This window comes from Methylobacterium phyllosphaerae (assembly GCF_001936175.1).
Lineage (GTDB): Bacteria > Pseudomonadota > Alphaproteobacteria > Rhizobiales > Beijerinckiaceae > Methylobacterium > Methylobacterium fujisawaense.
The window spans coordinates 1,076,584-1,100,848 of record NZ_CP015367.1; the positions used below are offsets into that span (position 1 = coordinate 1,076,584).

Consider the following 24,265-nt stretch of genomic DNA (forward strand, 5'->3'; position numbering starts at 1 on the left):
GCCGGCCCAGTGAAGAGCGGGCCAGTGACGCTTTGCCGGGCAGGGTGCAGGGACGGCGAATCGCCGCCCGAAATGCAAGGTCCGCCCCGGCCGACGCCCCTCGTCACGGTCAGGATAGGCCAGGCTTGCGGCCGCATCAATCGGGTCTGCCTCACGCCTGCCACCGCGCCGGCTTGCCCTCGACCTGGGCGTGGAAGAAGCGGCGCACGGCCAGCATGTGCGCGCAGGGGCCGCGGGTGAGCCGGTTGTGGGTGTAGAAGCCGCACTGGCAGGAGCCGCCGACCATGCGGTCGTCGGAATCGAGCTCCACCGCGGGCGTCAGGCTCCGGCCGTCATCCAGCACGGTCCCGCTCAGGCGCCGCCGGTCCCCCGCCTGCTCGACGGGCCCGAGGGTGACGAGCCCGGCCGCCAGGAACCGGTCGGCCTTGGCCTCCTGCTCGGAGGCGAAGCGCAGGGCGCCCGGCGCTAGTGGCTCCCGGGTCAGCTCCCGCAGGCGGTAGACCCGCTTGTCGAGGTCGAACATGGCGCGGCCCGCCTGCACGTAGCCGCCGAGCGCCGCCTCCACGGTCGACCGGTCGAGGCCGGTCTCGGCGGCGAGTTGCCCGGTCCCGGCGGCGTGGTGGCGCCGGAGCGCCGCGAAGACGCGGGCGGCGGTGTCGGCCTCGACCTCCCCCCGGGGGGCGAGCAGGTCGAACTGCCCGGCCCGGGACCAGTCGTTGGCGGTCCAGCCCGACAGGCCGAGGGTGAAGCGCAGGCCGCCGAAATCCACCACCGCGAAGCTCGGCAGGCCGGTGCCGAGGAGGTGCAGCCGCACCGACCGGGCGAGCGGCAGGGTCCGGGCCAGGATCGCGAGGCGCCGCCGGCCCCACAGGCGGATCTCCGCGGCCTCGCCGCCGCGGTAGATCGAGCGCCGGAAGGTCAGCCGCTCGTTCCAGGGCTCGATCAGCACGCTGACCGGCCGGTCGGGCTCGAGCAGGAACCGCAGGGCGCGCGGGCCGTGGCGCTCCCGGCGCGCGGCGAGGCGGGTCAGGATCGCGTGCATGTCGACCGGGTGCAGGTCCACCACGTGGGCGGGCTGCGCCATGGCGCTCGACACCTGCAGGAAGCCCCGCATCCAGGAATCCGGCAGCTCGATCTTGTCCTCGCGATAGGCGGCCTCGCCGGAGGTCTGGACCGCGAAGCCGGTCGGGTCGATCGCCAGCTCGGTGTCGCGGTAGCTGCGGATCTTCTGGAACTCGTCGTAGAGCGCGTGGCTGTAGTCGATGTTGGTCGTGCCGCAGGCCATGTCGCCGATCCGCGCGAAGGTGTCGTGGTCGCAGGACAGGCGCCCGTAGCTCGATTCGTCGAGGCTGAACGCTTCGAAGAAGACCTCGTCCGGATGGACGGTGATGACCGGGTCGAGGACGATCCAGGCGTCGAAATTCTCCCGGTAGAGGTAGTCGAAGTACCGCTTCCGCGCGTCGTAGAACGGCCGCATCACCGCGTCGGAACGGGCCGCGATGTCCCGGTGTTCGGCGCGCAGCGCCTCGATCTCGGCGCGCAGGCTGTCCTTCTCGGCGAGGGCCTCGGCCAGGAGTTCCTGCTCGTGGGCCTGGAGCCACGCGAAATAGGCGGTGCGGTCCTTCGGCTTGAAGCGCAGGTCCGACACGACGACGTGATGCAGGGCCGAGATCGCCTCGCGGAACGGCAGGTGTCGCGCCACCGTCCCGGCGAAGTAGGTCGGCTCGCGCAACGTGTCGGGGACGAAGCCGAGCCGGGTCGCGTCCGCATCCGAGACGGCCCGGCTCTCGCCGAGGTAGCGATGGACGAAGTTCATCGAGCCCCTTCCGAGACGGGTGCCGAGGGAGAGATGGGCCCCCGCACCTCCGGCGGCCGCCGGACGAGAGGCACGGCGAGGCCGGGATGGGCCTCGGCGATGTCGCGCAGCGCCAGGATCGCGGCGCTGCGGTCCCGGGCCGTGCCGCTCAGGGTGAGATCGGCGAAGAGCGGCAGCAGCGCCTCGGCGCGGGCGCGGCTGCGCAGGGCCTCGGCCCGGAGGAAGGCGGCCATCCGGTCCTTGGCGACCCGGCCCCGCAGCACCTGCAGCATCACGATGCGGGCGAGGGGGATCAGCCGTACGAAGGCCGCCTCGCTCGCCACGGCCTGCTCGGTCAGGAGTTCGGTGAGCAGGAGATGCATGGACGGAGCGGGGTGCTCCAGCAGGCGTAGCACCTGCCCCTCCGCATCCTCGGGCCGGAGCCGGCTGCGCAGGAGATGGCGGGCGAAGGCCAGGACCTCCGGCTTGACGCTGTCGGTGACCACGGCGAGCGCCCCGGGCGTCCAGGCAGCCTCCGGCCACGTTTCAAAAAAGCTGCGGGCGAAGGCGAGGGTGTCGGGCCAGTCGCTCTCCACGAGGAGCACGGCCTCGGCCGCCGCGGCCTGGAACCGAGCCGGGTCGGCCGCGAAGGCCGCCGTCGCCCAGTCCCGCACCGCCCGGTACGGGTGGCCGCCGAGGCGGGCGATCTGGCGGACGCTGAAGGCCGCCGGGTGGCGGTCGGGCAGGAGGGCGGCGCCGAGGCGGCGGGCGCCGTCAGCGCGGGCCTGCAGCAGGCGCCACAGGGTGCCGTCGTCGAGGGCGGCGCATTCCCCCGGCAGGGCCTCGCGCAGCAGGGCCACGACGTCGGCGGCGTAGGCGTCGTCGGGGGCCGCGCGGAACAGGCTGCCGATCAGCTCCCGGGCGAGGCGGGGGGCGAGACCCGGATCCGCCGCCGCGAGGCGCGCCACCAGGGGCCGGGCGGCCTGCCGGACGGCGCTGCCGGGCCCGCTGGCGAAGGCGACGATCCGCTCGGCGTAGGGTCCGAGCCGCGCGTCGTCGAGACGCGCCAGCAGGACCAGGGCGGCAATCCGGATGTCCTCGGAGCCCGTGCCGATCAGCGCGTCCCAGCTTTCCGGGGGCAGGCCGTCGGCTCCGGCAGGAGACTGCGCCAGGAGCGCGAGTCCGGCCGATCGGACGGCGGCGGCCGGGTGCGCGATCAGGGCGGCGGCAGTCTCGGGCTGCACCGGCAGGTCGTGGCCCGGCCACAGGAGGGGCAGGGCGGCGCGCAGGCCCCGGATCGCGGCCGTCGCGGCGGCGTCGGGCTCCGGCGGCATCGCCCGCAGCCACGCCACCAGCCGCGCGACCAGGGGCGCGACCAGGGGCGCCGCGAGCCCTGAGGGCAGCGCCCGGGCGAGCCCCGGGACCGCCGCCTGGACATCCGGCTCCGGGCTCGTGAGCAGCGCGGCGGCGAGGTCCGGATCCGACCAGACGACCGGCGCCCCGGCCTCGAGGCGCCGCAGGGCAAGCGCCCGCGCCTCCGGCAGGGCTGCGGCCAGCAGCGCCGCCACCAGGGCGGCGAGGTCGGCGGAATCGGCGATCCCGGCGGCGAGGCGCGCCTGGGCGATCTGGAAGGCGAAGATCCGCACGGCGTCGTGCGGGGCCGCCAGAAGGCGCCCGATCGCGGCGGAGTCCAGAGCCGCGCAGGCCCCCGGGTCCGCGCGCAGCACCCGCAGGCCCAGCCGCGCCACCGGCTCGATCCGCCCCTCCGCGGCGAGGCGGAGCGCCAGGTCCGGACGGGCGCTCCAGAGATCCGGGAAGGCCTCGTCGCGCCGGTCGGGATCGACGGCGCCGGTCTCCAGGAAGGTCAGCGATCCCGTCCGCGGCCGGGCCTCCGGGGCGTGGCGGTACAGGAGCTGGCTCGCCGTCCAGTTGCGGCCGAGCGGTCCCCGTGCCCGCGGCTGCCGGCCCCAGGTCCCGTCCGGCTTGCGCCCCCAGGCGGTCCAGCGGGTCGGGGGGTCGAGATCCTCCGGCCCGAGGGCCAGCAGGAAGCCCGTCGCCAGCGCGGTGAAGGCCGGGTCCTCGACGGCGCCGCGCTTGCGCAGGGCGCGCCAGATCCGCCGCTTCATGTAGGCGCGGGTGGCCGTGGACAGGCCGAGCCGCGCCTCCGGGCCGTGGCGCGCCGCGTCCACCGCGACGTAGCGCCGGAGGTCGGGGACGTAGGCGTGGCTCCGGCCGGCCTGGTACATCGCCTGCGCGGTCTCGAAGCGCTGGGCGGCGGCGCCGAACAGGGCGGCATCATCGGCCATCTCGGCGTGCTTGAACAGGCGCCGCAGGCCGATCAGGTAGGGCGGCCGCGCCGGCAGCCGGAGGAGGGCGGCGCAGAGCGTCGCGTGCAGCGCGGGCCGCCCCTGGACAAGCCGGCCCAGCGCCACCAGGGCCGGCCCGACCCGGCCGGGATCATGCCGGGCGAGGCCGTCCAGCGCCCCGCACAGGCCGTCGACGTCGCCCGCCTCGGCCGGCCGGGCGACCATGCCGGGCAGGTCCGGCTCGGCCTCCGGCGGGCGATACGCCCCGGTGAGCGGGGCGGCCAGGGCGAAGCGGGCGAGGTCCCGGACGACGCTTCCGGGGGCGTCGGCGGCGATCGCGTCCAGGATCGGGCCCGCCTCCGCGCCGGCCGCCCGGGCGAGCGCCCAGACCAGGGCGTAGCTCGCCTGCGCCGGACCGAGGGCCCGCGCCAGGGCGATCAGGTCCGGGGCGGCCGCGGCCAGCCGCAGCTCGCCGATGCGCCAGAGCAGGCGGTCGCGCTCCCGCTCGGGCCAGCGCTGGTGCAGGCAGGCGGAGAGCCGCGCCCGCAGCACCGCCGCGCGCCCGTCGGCCGACGGCTCGGACGCGGCGGACGGCTCCGGGCCGTCGATCCGCCGGTAGCCGCCGTTGATCTTCGCGACGATCACGCTGTCGAACACCCGGGCCGCCGCCTCGGCGGTGAGGGGCTGGGGTGTCTTCGAGCCCTCGCGCAGGGTCGCGCCGCGCCGGCCGTAGCGTGTGTTGACGAAGTAGCGCTCGGGCGTCCCGAGGGCCTCGTTCTCGATCAGATCGACGTCGTAGACCTTGTCGGAGGTGGCGTCCCGCAGGTGGAGGCGCGCCGCGCGGACGACCCTCATGCCACCGCGTGGGCGTGCGGGCCGCGCGCCGGACGAACGGGATGGCCCAGGCCTGGGCGACGATCGACGGATCCGCGCATTCGGGCTCCTCACGCAACGATCGGGACGGGACGGCCGGCGAATCACGGCGCCCGAAACCGCGGCAAGCTGCCCCAGGGCGCCGGATGGGGCAACCGCGTCCCCACGATTCCGTGATCAGCCCGCCGCCGGCCCGGGATCATCCCGCATGGCGGCGACCCAGAGGGCAGCCCGGGCGAAGGGATCGGGCTCCGCGCCCGGGGGGGCCAGGGCGGCGGCGAGGAAGGCCGAGAGCCGCGCGGCGGTGGCGGGATGCCCCGCCGCCGCGAGGCGCGCCACGAGGTCGGCCCCGCCGGCGCGGGCGTTCGCCGCGAAGGCCCGCCGCCCGGCATGGAGGGCGTTCGCCAGGAGTGCCGCCGCCTCGTCGAGGAGCGTGGCCGGCCCGAGGTCCGGTGCCGGCGGGATCGGGTGGCCGGCGCCGTCCGGGGCGGCGAGGTCGGGCACGACGAGCCGGTCGACCGACACCGACCAGGGATCGCAGACCAGGGCCCCGTCGGCGATCCGCACCGGGCCGGCGACCTGCCGCACCGGTCCCCAGCGCCCCGAGCAGGCGCCCGCGAGGGCGTCCAGGGCGTGCGGCGCGGCGGGGTCGTAGGCGCGGGCGAGATGCAGCGTGCCGCCCGCCTCCGGCAGTTCGACGGCGGCCTGCCACGTCTGGGCGCCCGGTGCCCAGGCCTGTCCCAGGACCGCGTCGACGGGGAAGACGTGGAAGGCCTCCAGCCGGTCGCGCGGCCGCAGGAAGGCCGGCGGCCGCTCGGCCAGACGGCGCAGGATCGACGGGACGTCCCGCGCCGCCAGGGGGGCCGGCACGGTCACGCGGGCGTCCCGCGGCAGCAGGGCCGTGCGGCCCTGCGCGCCCCGGCCGAGGGCGAGGAGCCCGTCCGCCCGGCGCCGGGCGACGCTGGTCAGGATCTGGCCCTGGCCGGTGCCCGAGACGGACAGGCCCGATCCCAGGAGCCGCCCGGGCAGGCTGCCGACGAAATCCACCTCGGCCTCGCCCGGCGCGAAATCGCGCTCCAGGGCCAGGAGCGCGCCGGTATCGGTGTCGGCCAGGGCCACCCGGGCGCTGGCGCCGCGCCCGCGGGCGAGGAGCCGGGCGCCCAGGGAAACGAGGCGCGTCCTGCCCATGGCGGTCTCGTAGGGCTGGCCGACGCCGAGGGCGGACTCCCCGCCCCGGACGCGGCCGAGGAGTTCCGTGGCGAGCGCCAGGACCACGGCCGCGTCGTAGGCGGCGTGACGCCCGGCATAGGCCGCGAGTTGCCCGGCCAGGTCCGCCTCGGCCAGCAGGATCTGCGTGGCGCCCCGCCTCTCGGCCGCCCGCCGCAGCCGGACGAGGGCGGCGTCGTGGGCTTCCGGACCGGATACCACCCCGGCCTCCAGCAGGCCGGCGACCACCCGGTCGGCGGCCTCCGCGAGGCCCTCCTCCGCCGGCCCCGCCTCCGCTCCGGCCGGCGCCGCCCCGCCCAGGCGAATCTCGGCGGCGCCCCCGGCCGCCCGGAAGGCGCGGATCGCCAGGGCGACGTGGGCGCAGCCGCCCCCGGCCGCGCAGTCGCAGCGGGCGTAGCCGACGGCGTCGGGCACGAGGAAGCGCACGGTCGCGGTCGGGAGCCGCGCGGCCGGCACGGCGCCGCGCTCCAGCCCGACCGTGATCCCACCCGCCAGGAGGCGCCGCAGCTCCGCCGCCGCCGCGCCGCCGAGCCCCGCCTCGAAGGCGGCGCCGTCGAGGCTGCCGGGATCCCAGGCGACCGCCGCGGGTGCGGCTGGCTGCGCCGGTCCATCCGCGACCGCCGCGGCCCGGTAGGCGACGACGAGGGCGACCCGGTGGCGGCACATCCCGCTCGCCGGGCAGGTGCAGCTGGCCTCGCCCGGGGGCCGGCCGGGGCCGAGCCGCGTGACCGTGCCGTCGGCGAAGCGCGCCTCGACGGTGCCGTCCTCGGCCTCCGCGAGGGCGGGCCCCTGGCCGGCGGCCACCTCGCGCAGCGCGCGCTTCACCAGGCCGGCATTGGCGAGCTGGACGAGGCCGTCATCCGTGAGGGCGCGGAGGTCGGGGCGGGCCATCGCCGCGGCTCAGCTCCGGATCGCGGCGGCGAGCCAGCCGGCGAGTTCGCCGGGCGTCATCGCGGCGATCTCGGCACCGGCCGCCACGAGCCGCTGGGCCATCGCCCGGTCGTAGGCGGGCCGGGCCGCCGAATCGAGGGCCGCGAGCCCGAGCACGCGGGTGCGCTGGCCGGAGAGCGCCCGCACCTGAGCGACCAGGGCGGCCTCGCTCGCGCCCTCGTAGAAGTCGGAGACCAAGACCACGATCGCCCGCTCCGGCGCGGTGATCAGGCCGGCCGCGTAGCGCAGGGCCCCGCCGATATCGGTGCCGCCGCCGAGCTGGACCTTCATGAGCAGCTCGCAGGCGTCGTCGCAATCGCGGGTCAGGTCCACCACCGCCGTGTCGAAGGCGACGAGATGGGTGCGGATGCCGGGGAGCTTCCACAGGCAGGCGGCCATCACGGAGGCGTGGATCACCGAATCGAGCATCGACCCGCTCTGGTCGACGAGCAGGATCACCTGCCAGGGCCGCATCTGCCGCCGGTCCCGAGCGAAGAAGTGCAGCCGCTCGACGGTGATCCGCCGGCTCTCGGGATCGTAGTGGCGCAGGTTGTCGCGGATCGTCCGGTTCAGGTCGAGGTCGCGGGCGCCGGGCAGGCGCGTGTGCCGCCGCCGGTCGAGCACCCCCGAGAACGCCACCGCGAGGTCCCGGGCCAGCCGCTCCATCAGCTGCCGCACCACCTCCTGGACGAGCTTGCGGGCCATCACCAGCACGTCGGGCGCCATCAGGTGCTTGGTGCGCAGGACCGCCTTCAGCAGCGTCTCGTTCGGCGCGACCCGGGCCAGCACCTCGGGGTTCGTGACCACGTCGTCGATGGCGTAGAGCTCGATCGCGTCGCGCTCCAGCCGCTCGATGGTCTCGCGGGGGAAGAGCGTGTGGACCGCGTTGATCCAGCCCGGCACCGTCAGGGTCGAGCCCTCGCGGCCGCCCTGGCGCCGCTCCCCCCGCGCCGTCCCCTCGGCGTCGCGGCCGTAGAGCCAGTCGAGGGCCTGATCCATGGCGGCGGCCTCCCCCGACAGGGCGCAGCCGGCCCCGGCGCAGGCGGACTCCGCCGCCTCGCCCAGGATGAGCCGCCAGCGCGTGACGGGGTCGAGGCTCACCGCAGCCGCGTCCCGGCGAGGAGGCTCGGTCCGCGCAGGAGCTCGCTCGCCGTCACCGGCGCGAGCGCGCCGAAGGTCCGCTGGCCCGGCTCCGTCCGGTTGCTCCAGGGCGAGCCGAGGGTCAGGTCGCCGAGGGTCTGCTCCCGGTCCTCGAACTCCACCGCGCCGGTGAACAGGCCCTCCGAGAAGATCAGCGAGGCCTGGCCGGCGGCGCCCCCCGGGAAGGTGACGGCGCGCTCGATCCACCAGACCACACCGCCATCCTGCGGTGACCCGAGGGGCCAGCCCTTCGCGGCCATGCCGCGCAGGCGGTTGGCCTCCACCACGGTCCCGGCGAAGCGGCTCGTGGTCGATGCGGCCGCCTCGGCCTCCGTGAAGGCGTAGGTCTCGCGGGCGAGCTGCGGGAAGGGCTGGACGATCTCGTAGTCGCCGAACAGCGCCCCCCAGGCGGCCAGGGCCCCGGGGTCGAGTTGCAGGGGATGGACGAGGCCGATCAGGCCCGGGGCCGCCCCGGTCAGGTCGAGGTCGAGCGGCGCGTCGTCGGCATCCGTGAAGGTCAGGTCCTCGGCCACCCGGAAGGTCAGGCCCGGGCCGGTCCGCGGGTCGGCATCCGCGAAGGTGGCCCAGACGAGGCGCTGGGCGAGGTGGCGCACGAGCGGGTGGGCGGCGAAGCAGGGGCCGAACACCGTCGGCTGGACCCGGCGGGCGCCGGCGAGCATCGCCTCCAGGCGGGCCACCTGCAGGCTCGCCACGGCCCGCGCGTCCTTCTTCAGGGCACCCCAGCGGGCCACCGCCGCCGCGGCCTTGCCGGCATCGTCGGCCTTGGCGGGCTTGGGCAGGTCCTTGAGCCTCTGGCCGGCGGCGTCCCGGACCCAGGGCTTCAGGGTCTCGTCGAACCCGACCCGGAAGCCGCGGGGGCCGAAATCGAGGTCGAGGCCGCCGCGCTCGTCGAGGTCGAGGTCGGGGGCGAGCCGGTCGGCCAGCTCCTCGGGGGTGAGGCCGCGGGCCTCGGCGAGCTGGGCGATCTTCTGCCGGGCCTTCTCCTGGAGCCCCTTGAACTTCAGCTTCTCGGCGATGCCGTTGAGGTTCATCAGCGCGACGTCGGTGCCGATATCGACCAGCACGTCGAGTCCGGTGACCGCGCGGGCGTGGGCGGCCTCGCCGGGCCAGCGGCGGATCAGGCGGGTCAGGTCGCGGGCCGTGGCGTCGGTGCCGAACCAGCCCAGCGCGCGCAGGGCCCAGCCGTCCTTCGAGGGCGTCCCGGCGGCGATCCAGGCGGAGAACAGGTCCCACGCGAAGGCCGCGAGGCTCGCCTCGGTGCAGGCCTCGCGGACCATCGGCACGCCGGCATAGACGGCGTCCGGGTTGGTGAAGGACAGCATCTCGCAGAGGGTCAGGATCGCCGCGTCCGGCAGGGCGGTCCCGTCCCGCAGACGCGGGCGGGTCAGCATGGACGGCACGACCCAGGCGGGCGGCTTGCCGACCTTGGCGGGGACGCGGGCGAGAGGATCGCGGTCGAGCACCTGCGCGACCGCCTCCGTCACGTCCGGTGCCTGGTCCGCGTAGCGCGCGGCCACGGAAGTGATGATGGCGCGGCCGTCCGCCCGGTCCTGCGCCAGCACGCGCAGGGCGTGCTCGGCGGCATCGCGCAGCGCCCCGGGCCGGCCCACGGCGTCGGGCAGCAGGCGGATGAGGGCGGTCTCGGGATGGCGGCGCAGCCACGCCAGGGCCGGCTCGCGGGCCTTCTTGAGCTTCGTGAGGGCGCGGGCGGCGGGCACGGCGAGACGGCCATCGTCCACCGCCAGGACCGCCGGCAGGAGCCCGACCGGATCGGCCTCGACCAGCCCGACGAGGCCCGGCATCGCCCGCTCGCCGAACCGCGACAGCATCGCCCACACGATCTCCGGCCATTGCGAGACGTGGAAGCATCCCGCAACGACGCGCGACTGGGCCCAGAGGGCGAGCGCCAGGGGCTCGGGCTGCCGCTCCAGGCTGCCGACCAGTTGGCGATAGGGCGAGTTCGCCCAGTAGCGGCAGGCCTCGTCGATCTGGGCGACGCGGGCGGCGACCCAGGCGATCAGGGCCGGCGGGTCGTCGCGCGGCGGCTCGGAGAGCGGGGGCGGGATCCGGCTCCAGCCCTGCGTCGGATGGGAAAGCTCGGTGGCCGCCACGAAGGCCGACAGCGCCTCCGGGCCGTCGAGGGTCACGGCGTTCCGCGCCCGCCAGTAGCTCGGGGCGACCTCCGGCACCGCGTGCGCGAACGGCGTCGGCAGCGGCGCGAGGGCGAGGACGAGGTCGTCCCGGGTCCGGGCCTTGGCCCGCCAGGGCGGATCACGCAGCACCCGCGGCCAGGCGGCGGGCTCCGCCAGGGGCACGGCGCGGGCCTCCGCCAGGGCATCGAGGATGCCGGCCCCGCGCCCGCCCGACGCCGCGAGCCAGCCGCGGACCGTGTCGAGGCCGTGGATATCGAGCGCCCGGTTCACCCGGGCGCGCAGGGCCGGCTCCGATCGGCCGCCCGCGAGGGCGGCGAGGCAGCGGGGCAGGATCGCGGCGGGATCGGCCTCCAGTGCCGCGTCGAGGGCCGCCGCGACGGGCTTCTCGTGGAGATGGGGCAGCAGGGCCGGCAGCGCGCCGGCCTCCCCCGTCGACAGGATCGCCAGGGCGACCGTCCGGCGCTGGTCGTCGGTGGCGTAGTGCAGCAGCCAGTCGAGGGGCGGCAGGGCCGGCTGCCCGGCGGCGCGAGCGACCGCCAGCAGGGTCGCGGCCGCCTCCCCCGCGTCGACGGCGCAGTAGACGAAGTAGAAATGGTAGCTGCGCTTGGTCCGCCAGGGCGCCACCGCGTCCGGCGGCGCATCGGCGAGCAGCGGCACGAAGGCCGTATCGGCCGTCACGTCGATCCCCGCGGAAGCGGCGGCTTCGAGCACGGCGCGGGGCTGGAGCGGGTGCGGGGCGGGCCGGTCGTCGGCCAGGATGAACGCGCAGGCGCAGGCCGCCGGCCAGTCGTGGTCCTCGGCGATCCGCGCGTTCAGGAACGCGACGGCCGCGTCGTAATCGGCCTCCGGGGCGTGCACCAGGGCGGCCCGCAGGGCGAGGTGGAGCGGCTCCGCCCAGGACAGGCGCTGGTAGGGGCGCGGCGTCTTCGGGGTCGGGCGGCGCCGGTCGGCCAGCCGGGCGACGGCCTCCGTCCCGCCCCGGGCCACGGCGTAGCGGAGGATCGCCTCCAGCGCCCGCCGCAGGATGGCGTCGCCGGTGGCGGCCCGGGACGGATTTCCCTGTCGGCGCGCCTCCGCGGCGTCGACGATCGCGTCCAGCCAGGCGGCGAGGCCGTCCCGGTCCGGCGGCGCCCCGGCGAGGCGCGCGGCCTCGGCATCGCCGAGCGCGGCCGCCAACGGCGCCGCGATCGCCCGCCAAGCCTCCGCCGCGTCCGGGCGCGGACCGGGGCGCAGGCGGGTCGGCAGCGGCACCGCCTCGAAGACCGCGGCCGGGGCGGGGGGCGGGACGGGCTCCGCCGGGGCAGCCGGCGGGGGCTCGGCGGGCGGCGGGGCGGCCGGCTCCGCGGCCCGCTCCGCGGCTGGCTCGACAACCGTCTCGCCGGCCGGCCCGGACGCCTGCGCCGGGGCGGGCTTCCTGGCGGCGGCGGTCGGTGCCGGGGCGGACGCCGCGACCGGGGCGGGCGCCGCTCCGTCGGCGCGGACGTAGCCCTTGGCGGTCTTCTCGCGGACGAGCTTGTCCTTCTCCTTCACGGCCGCGGCCGCATCGGCGCAGGTCTTGTCCTTGCTCTGGCCCTGGGTGCCGAGGCGCCCGAAGCGGACGGTGAGCGTCGGGCCGGAGACGCCGACCTCCCAGAACTTGGCCGCGCTGCCCTCGACCAGCTCGTAGCGTTCCATGGGCTGTCTCCCTCTCACGCGTCGCCGGCGGCGGCGAGCAGGCTCGGCGTGCGCAGGACCTCGCTGGCGGTCACCGGATCGAGGTCGCCGAACCGGTGGGTCGCCGCGGCGCGCCAGCCGGTCTCGGACAGGATCAGGGTCCGCAGCGTCTGGATCCCGTCGCCCTCTGGGCCGGGCCGGTGCCAGAACCCGTCCTCGAAGCGCAGGACCGCGACGAGGCGGGTTCCGTCGGGCAGCGCGACCGGCCGCTGCACCGCATGGACGTGCTCGCCACCGGTGTCGGTCGACCAGCCCTGGGGCCGCAGGCCGCGCAGGCGGCGGCCGCCCACCCGGATTCCGTCGAAGCGCGGGGTCTCGGCGCCGCCCCGCTCGGCCTCGGTGAACGCGAAGGTCTCGCGGGCGAGTTGCGGGAAGGGCTGGGCGATCTCGTAATCGGCGAACAAGCCGCTCCAGGCCGCCAGCGCTTCCGGGTCGAGGTGCAGGGGATGGACGAGGCCGACCACGCCCTCGGCCGCCGCGACGTCGAGGGCGAGGGCGTCGTCCGCGGCGTCGGTCGGCGAGAGATCCTCCGCGAGGCGGAAGACGTGCCCCGGCGGCGTCGCGGGCGCACCGTCCGGATAGAGCCCCCAGACGAGGCGCCCGGCGAGGTGGCGGATCAGCGGGTGGGCGGCGAAGAACGGCCAGAACACCCCGGGGGCGACGCGGCGCTGGGACGCCAGCATGGCCTCGAGCCGGGTGACCTGCAGGCCGGCGGCGGCTTCCGCGTCCTTGCGCAGGGCCGCCCAGTGCCGGGACGCCGCCTTGGCGACCTCGGGATCGTCCGCCTTGGTCGGGCGGGGCAGGGCGGCGAGCCGCCGGCCCTCGGCGTCGCGCAGGACGGGCTTCAGCGTCTCGTCGAAGCCGACCCGGAACCGGCGCTCCCCGAAGGACAGGTCGAGCCCGCCCCGGGCGTCGAGGCCGAGATCGGGGGAGAGCCGGTCGGCGAGGTCGACCTCGTCGAGGCCGCGCGCCTCGGCGGCGTCGACGATGGCGGCGCGGGCAGCCTCGCGCAGTTGCAGCAGCGGGCTCTTCTCGGCGATGGCGCTGAGGTTCATCAGCGCCACGTCGGTGCCGATCCCGGCGAGCACGGCGATGCCGGCCCGGCCGCGGGGCTTCAGGCCGGCCTGCCCCCAGGCGCGGATCTGACGGGTGAGGTCGCGGGCGGCGTGGTCGCCGCCGATCAGGGCCAGCGCCTGCAGGGCCCATTCCCCCGTCGCCTTGGCGCCGGCGGCGATCCAGGACTGGAACAGCGCGACCGCGAAAGCGTCGAGGCTCTCCGGCGTGCAGGCGGCGCGGACCTGCGCGACGCCCGCGTAGGGCGTCAGCGGGTCCGAGAAGGCGAGCATCTCGCACAGGGCGGTGACGGCGGCGTCGGGCAGGGCGCCGCCGCTCCGCAGGACCGGGCGGGGCAGGGCGGCGGGGACCACCCAGTCGGGGAGCTTCGGCGGCTTGGCCGGCACCTGCTCCAGCGGGTCGCTGCCGACCCCGGCGGCCACCGCCTCGGTCACGCCGGGATCCCGCTCCGCATAGGCCGCGACGGCGGCGTCGAGGGCGGCGCGCCCCGCGGGCTCGGCGGCGAGGAAGCGCAGGGCAGCGTCGGCGGCGTCGCGGTCCGGGCCGGCGGGCCCGAGGGTCTCGGGCAGGAGCCGCAGCGCCGCAGTGCGGGGATGGGCGCGCAGCCACGCGGCCGCGGCCGGCCGGAGCTTGCGGGTGCGGTGGAAGACCCGGGCGGCGACCGGAGCGAGGTCGGCGGCGTCCACCGGCTCGACCTCCGGCAGGAGCTGCGCCGGATCCGCCGCGACGAGGCGGACGAGGCCGGGCACGGCCCGCTCGCCGAAGCGGGACAGCATCACCGCGATGGCGCGCCGCCACGCCACGTAATGGGCGCGCTGCGGCCCGGTCTTCTCCCACAGCATCAGCGCCAGGGGCTCGGGCTGCCACCCGACCATCCGGAACCAGGGCCCGTAGTTGAAGTAGAAGAAGCCCGTGAACTGCTCGCGGGTGAGGTCGAGCCGGCGGTCGAGCCAGGCCAGGGCCGCCGCGGGATCCGCGTCGGCGGCCGGCACGGGCTCGGCCGGCGGCGGGATCGGCATGTCGTAGAGAGCCTCCGCCTCGGTGGCGCAGATCCGCGCCGCGAGGTCCGTCATGGCCTCCACAAGCGTTCCGGCCTGGAAGTAGAAGGTGCTGCGGTCGAGGGCCTGCTCGGGGTCGAAGCCGTGCGCGAAGGGCGTCGGGATCGGCGCCACCACCCGTTCCGGCCGGGCGCGCGCGGCCCCGCGCCGCCGCCAGGGCGGGTCCCGGAGCACGGGCGGCAGGGCCTCCGGCGCCGCCTGCGGCCCGCTGCCGGCGGCGAGCAGCCGGTCCAGGCGCCCCGCGCCCCGGCCCCCGTCGGCCGCCGCCCAGGCGCGGGCGGTCTCATGTCCGTGGCGCTCGGCGAGCGTGACGGCTCGCGGGCCGAAGGCGGGCTCCCCCTTGCCATGGAGCGCCCCGAGATAGGCCCGCAGCATCCAGTCGGGGAAGGCCGCGTCTGCGGCGTCGAGGGCGTCGCGGACCAGCTTGGTGCCCACGAAGGGCAGGAGGGCGTCGAGGGCGTCGGCGGCCCGGGTCTCCAGGAGCGCCCGGGCGATGAGCGTGCGCTCGGGTCCGACCGCTCCCTCCAGGAGCCAGACGAGGGCGGGGGTGGCCGGCTCGCCGGCCGCGTCGGCGACGGCGATCACCGTGGCGGCGGCCTCCTCGGCCCCGACATCGCAGGTCGCCAGGGTCGCCCGGTGGAACGGCGCGGCGTACCAGGGCGCGGCCTGGCTCGGCGGCAGGTCGACGATCAGCGGCAGGGCGGCGTGGGAATTGCCGTAGGCCTTGGGATCCGGCGGGTCGCAGCGCGCGAGCACCGCGCGGGCGCAGAGGGCATGGTCGGCGCCGGGCCGGTCATCCGCGAAGACCGCCGCGAGCCAGCGGGCGAGGGTCGGCTCCGGCTCCGCGGCGGCGAGCCGGAGGGCTGCCTCCAGGGCCTCCGCGTATTCCGCCTCGGGGGCGGCGGCCAGGGCGGCCCGGATGCCGAAGGCGGTGGGCATGTCCCAGGCCGAGACCGGCAGGGAGCCGTACCGGCCGGAGGGGCGGGGCTGCAGCCGGTCGAACAGGGCCACGAGCGTCCCGGTGCCGGAGCGGGCTACGAGCCAGCGGGCGAAATGGGTGAACGCCGCCCGGGCCGCCGGCCCCTGCGGTCCGGGCTTGGCACCCCAGAGGCGCTGGTTCAGCGCCGGGCAGGCCGCCTCGAGCTGCTCCAGCCAGTGCCGGGCCTCGGCGTGGTCGGGGGCCGGCGGCGCACCGTCGAGCCGGGCGGCGAGGGCCTCGGCCGGCGCGCGGGCCTCGTCGGGAGCGGTTTCCAGAAGCGGGCGGATCCGCGCCGCGAAGGCGGCCCAGTCGGCGGCGGCGTCGAGGGGCGGCCCGGGGCGGGTGCGCGTGGGCAGGGGCGTGCCGGAGAAGATCGGGGCGCCGCCGGTTGCCGGGGTGCAGCGCGCCTCCGCCCGGGCGGCGGGGGCCGGCGAAGCCTCGGCGGTTTCGGAATCGGCGGCCCGGGCAACCGTGGCCTGGGCAACCGTGGCCTGGGCAACCGTGGCCTGGGCAACCGTGGCCTGGGCTGTCGCCCCGGCGGCCGAAGCCGGTGCGGCGTCGCCGGCCGGGCGATAGCCCTTGGCGGTCTTCTCCCGCACCAGCCGGTCGAGCTCGACCCGAGCCGCCTGCGCGCTCGCGAAGCTCTTGGTCTTGGACTGCCCCTGCGTGCCGAGCCGGCCGAATCTCACGATGAGAACGCTGTCCTCGGTCCCGGCCTCCCAGAACTTCGCCGATGATCCCGCCGTCAGCTCGTAACGCTGCATGCAGTCCTCTCCCCGTGGCGCGGCGGTAAAATTTTCCTTGTCGCGTCTCAGGTCAACCCGTAGCGGGCGAGCCGCGCGGCGACCCGCGCCTCGCGGGCCAGGGCCTCCGCCTGATCGGCCGGGCGGGCGCGCTGGCGCATCCAGGCCAGGGCCTCGACCTGGGCCCGGGCCTCGCCGAGGCCGCTCCGGCGCAGGATTGCCACGGCGATGCGCTCACGCTCCCGGGGCGGGAACCACGCGAAGGCCATCCGCAGGGACGGCAGCGCCCGCAGGAAATCCTCATCGCCCCAGGCGGCCACCAGCCCCTCGACGGAGGCGAGGGTGGCGTCGGCGGCGATCTCCTCGCGGGCGAGGGCGAACAGGCCGGCGAGGAAGTCGCCCAGCGTCGCGGGCAGGCCGAAGCGGCGCAGCCGGGACAGGGCGGCCTCCGGGTCCGAGCCGGCCGCGCCGCAGGCGACCCGGAAGCCGAGGGCCGCCCCCGCGAGGGCCGGGGGCGTCTCCGGGTCGGCGAGGCGCCGGCCGAGCATGGCGGCGAAGGGCCCGCGCAGCTCGTCGAGGCCCGCAACCTCGGCGCCGACCTCGCGGAACAGGTCGCGGCAGGCGAGGAGCAGCGGGATGGCGCCGAGCCCCGCGCGGGGCTCCCGGATGCCTTCGACGACGAAGAGCGCCCGGGCCGCCAGAGCGGCGCAGAGGCGGGCGAGGGCGGGCCGCGAAGGCGCGAAGGCGTCGCCGAACCGGTACAGCCGCACGATCCCGGCCCCGGCGGCGCCCAAAGCGGCCACGTCGTGCGCCGCCGCGATGCCGGCGCTCAAGCGGGCCAGCAGATCGCCCTCCAGGGTCAGCCCGGCGAACAGCGCGTCGGACAGGGCCCCGGTGAGAACGGCGAGGGAATCCGGCGCCGCCTCGACCCGGGCGGAGATCCGGGCGGCGGCGGCCATCTCCAGTGTGCCGCCCCAGAGCGAGGCCTCGATCAGGGCGCCGAGCCAGTGCGGGTGGCGCACGAGCGTGAAGCGCTCCCGCGGCAGGCCGGGCTCGGCGCGGTCCGGCCCCTCGCGGGCGATCCCCGGCAGCCCGAGCAGCGCCAGCCGGTGCAGCAGGTGCGCCCGCGCCCGGTCGCCCGGCGCGGCCCAGTCGAGGTCGATGCTGCGGCGCGCCGGCCCCGGCTCCAGATCGGCGGCGCGCAGACGCTCGGCGACGTCGGCCACCAGGGGCGGCTGCCGGGTGCCGGGAGCGAGGCGTCCCTCGCGCCGGCCGGTGAGCGCCCGCAGCATCGCGGCGAGCGCGGGGTGGCCGGGCGCAGCGCCGCCGGCCGCCCAGGCGGGCGGGCGGTCGAGAGCGTCCTTCACCAGGGCGGCGAGAGCCGCGTCGATCAGGTCGGCGCGCAGGATCGCCGGATGGGCGCGCAGCCGGGCGAGGGCCTCGGCATGGACCCGCCAGGCGATGCGGTCGGCGGTGGAGACGACCTGCCCGGCCTCACGCAGGGCCGCGGTGATCGCCGTCATCGCCCAGTCGGCCGCGGGGGCGAGGCCCGCCTCGGCCACGCGCTCGTAGTAGCCCGGCGCCGGCATGCCGGCCGCGTAGCCCGAGAACCGGTCGAGCCGGAGATAGGCGTAGGGCACCACGTAGCTGCCGGTGCGCAGGTCCGGCTCCGGCGGCGCCGGCTCGGGCCGGGTCCCGTCCGCCTGCGCGGCGTGGCGCCGGACGGCGTCCGCGTGCCAGCCGCCGCAGACGAGGACCACCGGCCGGTCGCCGGCCGCGCGCAGGGCGTGGGCCGCGTAGGCGCCCATGAAGCGCTCGCGGGCCGCCTCGGCGGGATCGTCCGTGCCCGGCGGGCGCAGCAGGGCGAAGTAGCGGTCGAGCCGGGCCGGCAGCTCCGCCTCGGAGGCCGCCTCGGCGAGGACGTCCCAGAGGGCGTCCTGGTCGGCGACGCCGAGGGCGGCGGCCAGCGCCCGCTCGGCGGCCTCGGCGCGGGCCCCGTGCGGGTCGGCGTAACGGTTGGCGCGGCGTCCGAAGGCCGGGTCCCAGGCCGGCAGGTCGCAGAACAGCGTCTGCGCACCCACCGCCCGGCCCGCCTCCAGCGCCTGCCATTCCGGCGAGAAGGCGCAGAACGGCGTGTAGGAGGCGGCGCTGCCGGTCGCATCCGCCCGGAACGAGAAGATCGCCACCGGCAGGTCGTGGCCGAGGGCGAGGTCGGGCAGGTGCGGGTTGAAGTCCACCGGACCCTCGATCAGCACGAAGGCCGGCCGCAACGCCGCGATCCTGCGCCGGACGAGCCCGGCGCAGGCCGGGGAATGGTGGCGTACGCCGATGACGGTCAGGCGGCCGGAATCCGGCGCGGGACCGCTCATTGCGGGGTGAGGAGGTGCCGCGCCGCGTAGAGCTGGCGCCACACCGCGCCGGAGCGGCGGCTGACGCGCTGGTCGAGATAGCGGCGCAGGCGGGCGAGATCCTCCGCGTCGTCCTTGGCGGCGGTGCCGGCGAGGCAGGCGACGATGTCCTCCGGCTGGCCGGCATCGCCCCGCAGGAAATGGCCCTTCACCCCGATGGCGTGGGCGACGCTGACCGCCTCCGCGGTGCTCATCACGGAGGAGAGCCGCTCCATGCCGGTGCCCTCCGTATCCACGGCCTCGCGCAGCTCCCGGAAGCAGGTCACGAGGAGTTCGAGCACCTCCGGATCCGGGCTGCGGGGCACGCCGGACCGGGCCAGAAGCGCGGTGGCCTCGCGCTGCACCAGGGCGAGTTCGGCCTCAAGATCGGCGATCGGGAACACGGTCTCGAAGCCGAACCGGCGCTTGAGGGCCGCCGACATCTCGTTCACGCCCCGGTCGCGGGTGTTGGCGGTGGCGATGAGGTTGAAGCCGTCGCGCGCGTAGACCATCCCGTCCGCGCCGGTGAGTTCCGGCACGGCGAGCACCCGGTCGGACAGGACCGAGAGCAGGCTGTCCTGCACCTCCAGCGGGCAGCGGGTCAGCTCCTCGAAGCGGACGATCCGCCCCGCGCTGAGGCCGGTATGGAGGGCGCCCGGCACCAGGGCGCGGGGGCTCGGCCCCTCGGCGACGAGCAGCGCGTAGTTCCAGCCGTAGCGGATCTGGTCCTCGGTCAGCGACGCACCGCCCTGGATCGTCAGGGTCGAGCACCCGCTGATCGCGGCGGCGAGGAGTTCCGAGAGCAGGCTCTTGGCGGTCCCGGGCTCCCCGATCAGCAGGAGGGCGCGCGAGGTCGCCAGGGTGACCATGGCCCGCTCCACCAGCGCGGGCGCGCAGACCACCTTGGCGGGGGTCGCGCCGTCACCGCAGATGAAGCGCCGCACGGCCTGGAGCGAGAGCTGCCAGCCGGGCGGCCGCGGCGCCGAATCCTCGGCCCGCAGGCGGGCGAGTTCCGCAGCGTGGACGTCCTCGGCCGGGGGTCTCTGACGCGCCTCGCGATCGCCGCCCGCCCGCACCGCCTTCGCCATGCACCCGTCCCCTGCCGTCGCGCTGATCCTGTCGGCGTGTCCTGCGATCGGCAGAGCATGCCCCGGCACGGGCATGTCTCTCAAGCGCCTCCGAGCATCTCCGAGCATCTCCAAGCATTGGTGGCCCGACGCATGCGTCCGGCCGGCCCGCACGGCACCGGACGGGCCAGATCGGATGTCTTTCCGAGAGCATCTACATCGACACCAAGCACAACGTCAGGATCGCGATCTCGAAGACGATCCAGCCACCGAAGACGACGACCAGCTCCCAGTCGGTTCTCTCTTTGGTCTTGGCCAAAGCGTACATGCTCGACCTCCTCGCGCAGCCCGTGAGGCCACAAGCGAATTCAGTCACCACGATAGGACGCGACGTATATGAATATTCAATCAGATTCTGCCGTGGATTGCAATTGTTCGAGCCCACGCAAGCCCGAAGATAAATCAATACATCACTCCGCAAAACGCGCGCCGCGCCTTCTCGGACGCGGAAATATTGCATCGCAGCAAGTATTTCCCCGCAGGCCCGGCGCTCGCGCAACCCCGATCCCGGGGACGTGAACGGGATCCGTCCGGCCGCGTTGCTCCCGACAGGCCCGGTAGAGGCAGCCTGGGGAAGCGTTCCGAGGATTCACACATGAAGACGTTGATCAGCCTGACCGTCGCGGGCCTCCTGGCGACGGGCGCGGCCGCCACGGCCGCGGAGAATACCGGCCCCCGCATGCAGGGCTCGCCCAATCCGGCCGGCTATACGGGCAAGGACGAGACGGGGAAGGGCGCGACGACGGGCACGACGACGGGCACGACGACCGGATCACCGGGCTCGGAGATGCCGCAACAGGACGGCCGGATGAAGGGACCGCCAAATGCGGCTGGCTTCCAGCCGGGCGGCGACAAGGCCGGCGGCGCGGCCGGAGCCCCGGACCGTCGCTGATTCGCCTCATGCCGGGGCGGGATCCGGCCCACGATCCCGCCCCTGAAGCCGGAGCCCCAGCCGCGACAGGCGGGGGCGGCAACCGGACGGGCCGCGCAATGCGGCGGCCCCATGGAGCACGGTGCGCGCAACGATATCCCCGCCACGGCGACGGCGATCAAAGGGCGGGGCCGTGATGGCCCAGGTCGAGGCGGAGCCGGTCGCAGGGCCCTGACGAAGGCCGTCGACCTGCCGGAGACGCCGGGATTCGAGGACGGCGGCGCCGTCCCCCTGCGCGCCCGGGCAGCGAACGTTCTGCTCGTGAAGCCGTCGCGGCACCGCGGCGGCGCACCGCGGCGGCATCGCGGCAGCAGCATAGCCGGGACCTGTGCCGCTGCGGCGGCCCCGTCATCCAGCCGTCATCGGGCCGGCCTAGGGCGGCGCCTCCCGCCCACCCGACCGGCTGTACTCACCTGATGGATTGGTCCGACCTGCCCGAAGACATCCCCCCGTCGTCGGCCGCCGACGCGAGCCGGATGCGGCTGTACATCACCGTCGGGCTGATCGGCATGGGGGCGCTCGGCATGGTCGGCGGGATGCTGCACATCCTCCCGGCCTGAGCGAGACCGCCGCCGCCCCGGCCCGGCCCGTTCGGTCGCCGCCTGGATCGCGGCGATCCGGCCGCCGATCTCGTCCGTCGTCCGGGCGGTCTGTCCGGCGGTCACCTTCACCGCCGCGGCGACCACGGCGAAGCCACGGCCCGCCTCACCGGCGCGGGCGGCCTCGATCGGGGCGACGCCGCATCATTCAGCGAACCAGGATCGATCCCCCGCACCAGACCGGCGCCCCCCTGCCGCAGGAACCGGAAGGTCCCGGCGGGCGGTGCGTCGCAGCGCGGCTCCATCGGCTGGACGACGCTGCCGCCGGGCCGGCGGCAGGCTACCGGACGGGATCGGGCAAGGCTGAAGCCGCAGCGCCGGGGAGGCGATCCCGGCTGCTTCCATGCGGATCGCCCGATGGCAGCGCCACGGGAGGTGCCCTGAGAGGCCGGGATCGACACCCGCGGGTGCCGCTGCCGAATCCCGGAGGTCATCGCGGCTCCAGAGCGCCCGCCGGAGCCGGGGCACGCGGTTCGGAGCCCGAATCCGCTCAGGCCGCCAGCTTGAGAACCCAATCGTAGAAGTCGGTCCAGGTCTCCGACGGGGCCGCCGGCTCTGTGCCCGACGATTTCCCGGGTTCGATCGCGACCTGCGCGCGGACATCCCGAGGGGCGCAGCCGAACTCTGCGCGGAAGGCCTGGGTGAAATGTGCGGGGCTCTCGAACCGCCAGCGATACGCCACATCGGAGATGCGGGCGAAGCGGCCGTCGCCGGCGGCGAGGTCCCGATAGGCGCGGGCGAGCCGGCGCTGCCGTATATAGCCGGACACGCCCCCGAGGGGGACGAACAGCCGGTACAGGGCGCTGCGCGAGACGCCGAACCGCTGCCCGATCGCCTCGGCGGTCAGGTCCGTGGACGCAAGCTCGGCCTCGATGAAGCGCCGGATGGCGACGAGCAGGGGGGCCCGCTCGAGTGGCTGGACGCCCCCATCCTCCTGCGGCAGGCCCAAGGCCGCCACACCGAGCAGCGCCGCCGTGGCCTCAGCTGCCGCAGCGGCCTCCGGCTCCGAGAACCCGGTCGCGTGCGTGCTGAGGGAGCGCAGGTGGTCGGTGAGCATCCGGCCGAACGGCGTCGCACCCCGGATCACCGCCCCGTGCAGGGTGTCGAGCGCGCTTTGCCGGACGCCGAAGAGCGGCCGCGGCAGGACGACCGTGATCGCCTCGTAATCCGTGGAGGCGGCGGAGAGGGGCCGCGACAGGTCGAACAGGCAGATGTCCCCCGGCGCGCAATCCTGCTCCCTGCCGCTGACCGCCACCCTCGATTGTCCGGAGACACGCATGTGGGCGACGATGTGATCGACGCCCATCCGGGCCACCAGGCCACGCTCGCGCACGAACCGGAGCCCGGAGGCGCGGGCGCTGCAGACGATCGCGGTGCCGAGGTGCCGAACCCGCGACTGACCGCGGAAATCGGACAGATCTTCCTTGCGGATCGTGAAGTCCCAAAACGGCGCGACGGCGTCGCGCCAATCGTCGGCTTGACGATGACCGGGGCTCTCACCCGTGAGCAGCAGGATCGGTTTTGGTCGCATCGCCCGTGTTGTGGTCCGGACCGCGCACATGGCATCGGCCCCGCCGCCAGTATGGCGATTCCTGCTGCTTAGAAAAGTGGCACTCCGTTCCAAACACCGGACTCTGCGCTCCGGGCTCGTCCTGTCCTGCGGGATCCGGTGCCGGAGGTGGAACGTCCCGCAGGCCGGTCGGCCGCGGGACGGGACGGGACACGGTTGTGAGGATCGCGGACTGCGATCCTGATGGTCGAGCCCCGTTACCGTCCGCTCGGGGCTGCGCCGCTGCCGGTGGCACCGTTGCCGGTGCTGTTGTCGCCCGCAGGGGCGCCGGGGGACGAGGTGTTGCCGTTGGGCGTGCTCTGCGCGGCGGCTATCCCAGCGCTGCCGGCGACGAGGGCGAGAGCGAGCAGGGCGGATTGAACGGTTCGGCTGGTCATGGCTCTCCTGGATCCCGATCGGATTCTCGACGTGCCGGCCCATGCCGGCTTGCCTTCGAGAACCGCCCCCGGCCCGCCCTGTTCCCGCCCGGACGGGAGCGGCGCGAATCGGCCGCGGACCTCGGGCATGCCCGTGCAAGCATCCAGACCCGGAATGCGGCCGCGCTGCCCGGCTCGTGGATCGGGCAGCCGTTGTGCTCGGCCCGGAAGCCGGCCGAGCGGGGATAGACCACTCGGCGCGCGCATGAGGGCGTCGAGCGGACGATGGGCGGCGAGGCCGTGCCAAGGACTGAGGACGAGGCCGTCATCGCGAGCCCGCGCCTTCGCGTCGCTCCAGGCCTCCTGACGCGGCACGGTGATGCGCGCCACAGGGCGATAGGGGCTCTCGGCCTCGGGCCAGGGGACCGAAGCGTCCTCGACCGGCATCGTCTCGCGATTGGTGAGGAGTTGAGCCCGGATTTCCCAGACGCCCGCCTGCGCGGCGAAGAAGGCCGCGACCGCCTCGCGCAGGCCGTTCGGCTTGCCGTTGACGTTCAGGGCGGCGCCCGTGAGCGCGGTCAGTTCGGGCGAGACCGGCGCCACCGCGACCTTCGCGACGTAATCGCCCCAGCGCAGGGGCGCCTGGCTGTAGAAGGCCTCGCCCAGGATGTGGGTTTCGGGATGACCGCCGAGGGCGATGACTATCGGGCTCTTCGTGCCGAGTCCCTCAAGCACCGCTTCGACGCCGCGCAGCAGGGCCGAGAAGCCCTTCTTGAACACCTGCGGGGTGTCTGTGGCGCTCGCCGGCAACGCCGAGAATCCTGATGGCGAGGCCCCGGGGTGTCGACACGCTGTCGTCGAGGATGTCGCCGGGATTGGTCGAGAAGCGCAAAACCACATCGTGGCGCCCCGGCGCCGCGAAGGCGCCCTGGGCGAACGCGGGGGACAGTCCGGGCAGCACCTCCAGGGAGCCGACCAGCAGGCCGTGCGCCTTGGCATGAACCCCGCGCACCGCGTGGCCGTCATCCTTCAGGGTGGTGCCCTGGATCTTGGCGAATTGCTCGACCATGCCCGCATGGACCGCCGCTTCATTGGGCTGCGGAGCCTCCAGGTCGGGCGTGTAGCGAATGAAGTCGGTCATGGGCCTCGGGGAAGACTCGGGGGCGCCGGGCAGCGGATCCGAGCCGCAAACCGTTCGGATGCAGGCCGTTCCGGGCATTTAGGGCGGCGGGAGCTGCGGGCCGCGCCGTTTCCGCCGGGAACACCCGGCAGCCCCCCGAGCT

The 24,265-nt window shown here is 75.8% G+C and carries 12 protein-coding genes and 2 pseudogenes; 2 read left to right on the forward strand and 12 right to left on the reverse strand.

All coding sequences use genetic code 11. The features are described 5' to 3' along the window. Positions 1-151 precede the first annotated feature (151 nt). The 8 genes from MCBMB27_RS04715 to MCBMB27_RS04750 form a co-directional block, all read right to left on the reverse strand. On the reverse strand, positions 152-1,816 hold the full coding sequence (locus MCBMB27_RS04715) for a hypothetical protein (protein ID WP_075379962.1): 1,665 nt from the start codon (positions 1,814-1,816) through the stop codon (positions 152-154). Beyond that, positions 1,813-4,956, reverse strand: a complete 3,144-nt coding sequence (locus MCBMB27_RS04720) for a hypothetical protein (RefSeq protein WP_075379963.1) — start codon at positions 4,954-4,956, stop codon at positions 1,813-1,815. The genes MCBMB27_RS04715 and MCBMB27_RS04720 overlap by 4 nt, the downstream gene beginning before the upstream one ends. A 195-nt stretch (positions 4,957-5,151) precedes the next feature. Then, positions 5,152-7,092 (reverse strand): SWIM zinc finger family protein, encoded by a 1,941-nt coding sequence (locus MCBMB27_RS04725; RefSeq protein ID WP_075379964.1) that lies wholly within the window; start codon positions 7,090-7,092, stop codon positions 5,152-5,154. A 9-nt stretch (positions 7,093-7,101) separates the two neighbouring features. Further along, positions 7,102-8,232 carry a VWA domain-containing protein gene (locus MCBMB27_RS04730; protein WP_075379965.1) on the reverse strand — a complete coding sequence of 377 codons (1,131 nt, stop codon included), beginning with the start codon at positions 8,230-8,232 and terminating at the stop codon, positions 7,102-7,104. Then, positions 8,229-12,119, reverse strand: coding sequence for a DUF4132 domain-containing protein (locus tag MCBMB27_RS04735; protein ID WP_075379966.1), 3,891 nt, complete (start codon positions 12,117-12,119; stop codon positions 8,229-8,231). Before MCBMB27_RS04735 ends, MCBMB27_RS04730 begins: the two co-directional genes overlap by 4 nt. Before the next feature lie 14 nt (positions 12,120-12,133). Then, complete coding sequence (locus MCBMB27_RS04740) at positions 12,134-16,033, reverse strand: DUF4132 domain-containing protein (RefSeq protein ID WP_075379967.1); 3,900 nt, start codon at positions 16,031-16,033, stop codon at positions 12,134-12,136. A 47-nt stretch (positions 16,034-16,080) separates the two neighbouring features. Next, positions 16,081-18,381, reverse strand: a complete 2,301-nt coding sequence (locus MCBMB27_RS04745) for a DUF5682 family protein (protein WP_075379968.1) — start codon at positions 18,379-18,381, stop codon at positions 16,081-16,083. Beyond that, positions 18,378-19,487 (reverse strand): ATP-binding protein, encoded by a 1,110-nt coding sequence (locus MCBMB27_RS04750; RefSeq protein WP_053609763.1) that lies wholly within the window; start codon positions 19,485-19,487, stop codon positions 18,378-18,380. The genes MCBMB27_RS04745 and MCBMB27_RS04750 overlap by 4 nt, the downstream gene beginning before the upstream one ends. A 634-nt stretch (positions 19,488-20,121) precedes the next feature. On the opposite strand from MCBMB27_RS04750, the gene MCBMB27_RS04755 reads away from it, so the two are divergent. Beyond that, positions 20,122-20,418, forward strand: coding sequence for a hypothetical protein (locus MCBMB27_RS04755; RefSeq protein WP_075379969.1), 297 nt, complete (start codon positions 20,122-20,124; stop codon positions 20,416-20,418). Between the two features lie 455 nt (positions 20,419-20,873). Then, the gene (locus MCBMB27_RS30145) at positions 20,874-21,017 is read left to right on the forward strand and encodes a hypothetical protein (RefSeq protein ID WP_167380411.1); all 144 of its coding nucleotides are present in this window, start codon (positions 20,874-20,876) and stop codon (positions 21,015-21,017) included. A gap of 24 nt (positions 21,018-21,041) precedes the next feature. Here MCBMB27_RS30145 and MCBMB27_RS04760 read toward each other — a convergent pair. From MCBMB27_RS04760 to MCBMB27_RS30900, 4 genes and pseudogenes are all read right to left on the reverse strand, one after another. After that, a pseudogene (locus MCBMB27_RS04760) lies at positions 21,042-21,191 on the reverse strand (methyl-accepting chemotaxis protein); the annotation flags it as partial. 355 nt (positions 21,192-21,546) lie between these two features. Next, complete coding sequence (locus MCBMB27_RS04765; protein ID WP_075379970.1) at positions 21,547-22,587, reverse strand: AraC-like ligand-binding domain-containing protein; 1,041 nt, start codon at positions 22,585-22,587, stop codon at positions 21,547-21,549. Positions 22,588-22,823: 236 nt separating this feature from the next. After that, positions 22,824-23,003 (reverse strand): hypothetical protein, encoded by a 180-nt coding sequence (locus MCBMB27_RS30895; protein WP_043355788.1) that lies wholly within the window; start codon positions 23,001-23,003, stop codon positions 22,824-22,826. A gap of 158 nt (positions 23,004-23,161) precedes the next feature. After that, positions 23,162-24,123, reverse strand: a pseudogene (locus MCBMB27_RS30900) (catalase family protein); the annotation flags it as partial. Between the last annotated feature and the right edge of the window lie 142 nt (positions 24,124-24,265).

What these genes read in the sequence shown, in the direction of transcription:
- MCBMB27_RS30895 (WP_043355788.1), bottom strand. Translation starts at nt 23,003, where the DNA reads ATGACCAGCCGAACCGTTCAATCCGCCCTGCTCGCTCTCGCCCTCGTC.
- MCBMB27_RS04740 (WP_075379967.1), bottom strand. Translation starts at nt 16,033, where the DNA reads ATGCAGCGTTACGAGCTGACGGCGGGATCATCGGCGAAGTTCTGGGAG.
- MCBMB27_RS04765 (WP_075379970.1), bottom strand. Translation starts at nt 22,587, where the DNA reads ATGCGACCAAAACCGATCCTGCTGCTCACGGGTGAGAGCCCCGGTCAT.
- MCBMB27_RS04725 (WP_075379964.1), bottom strand. Translation starts at nt 7,092, where the DNA reads ATGGCCCGCCCCGACCTCCGCGCCCTCACGGATGACGGCCTCGTCCAG.
- MCBMB27_RS04735 (WP_075379966.1), bottom strand. Translation starts at nt 12,119, where the DNA reads ATGGAACGCTACGAGCTGGTCGAGGGCAGCGCGGCCAAGTTCTGGGAG.
- MCBMB27_RS04720 (WP_075379963.1), bottom strand. Translation starts at nt 4,956, where the DNA reads ATGAGGGTCGTCCGCGCGGCGCGCCTCCACCTGCGGGACGCCACCTCC.
- MCBMB27_RS04755 (WP_075379969.1), top strand. Translation starts at nt 20,122, where the DNA reads ATGAAGACGTTGATCAGCCTGACCGTCGCGGGCCTCCTGGCGACGGGC.
- MCBMB27_RS04745 (WP_075379968.1), bottom strand. Translation starts at nt 18,381, where the DNA reads ATGAGCGGTCCCGCGCCGGATTCCGGCCGCCTGACCGTCATCGGCGTA.
- MCBMB27_RS04750 (WP_053609763.1), bottom strand. Translation starts at nt 19,487, where the DNA reads ATGGCGAAGGCGGTGCGGGCGGGCGGCGATCGCGAGGCGCGTCAGAGA.
- MCBMB27_RS30145 (WP_167380411.1), top strand. Translation starts at nt 20,874, where the DNA reads ATGGATTGGTCCGACCTGCCCGAAGACATCCCCCCGTCGTCGGCCGCC.
- MCBMB27_RS04715 (WP_075379962.1), bottom strand. Translation starts at nt 1,816, where the DNA reads ATGAACTTCGTCCATCGCTACCTCGGCGAGAGCCGGGCCGTCTCGGAT.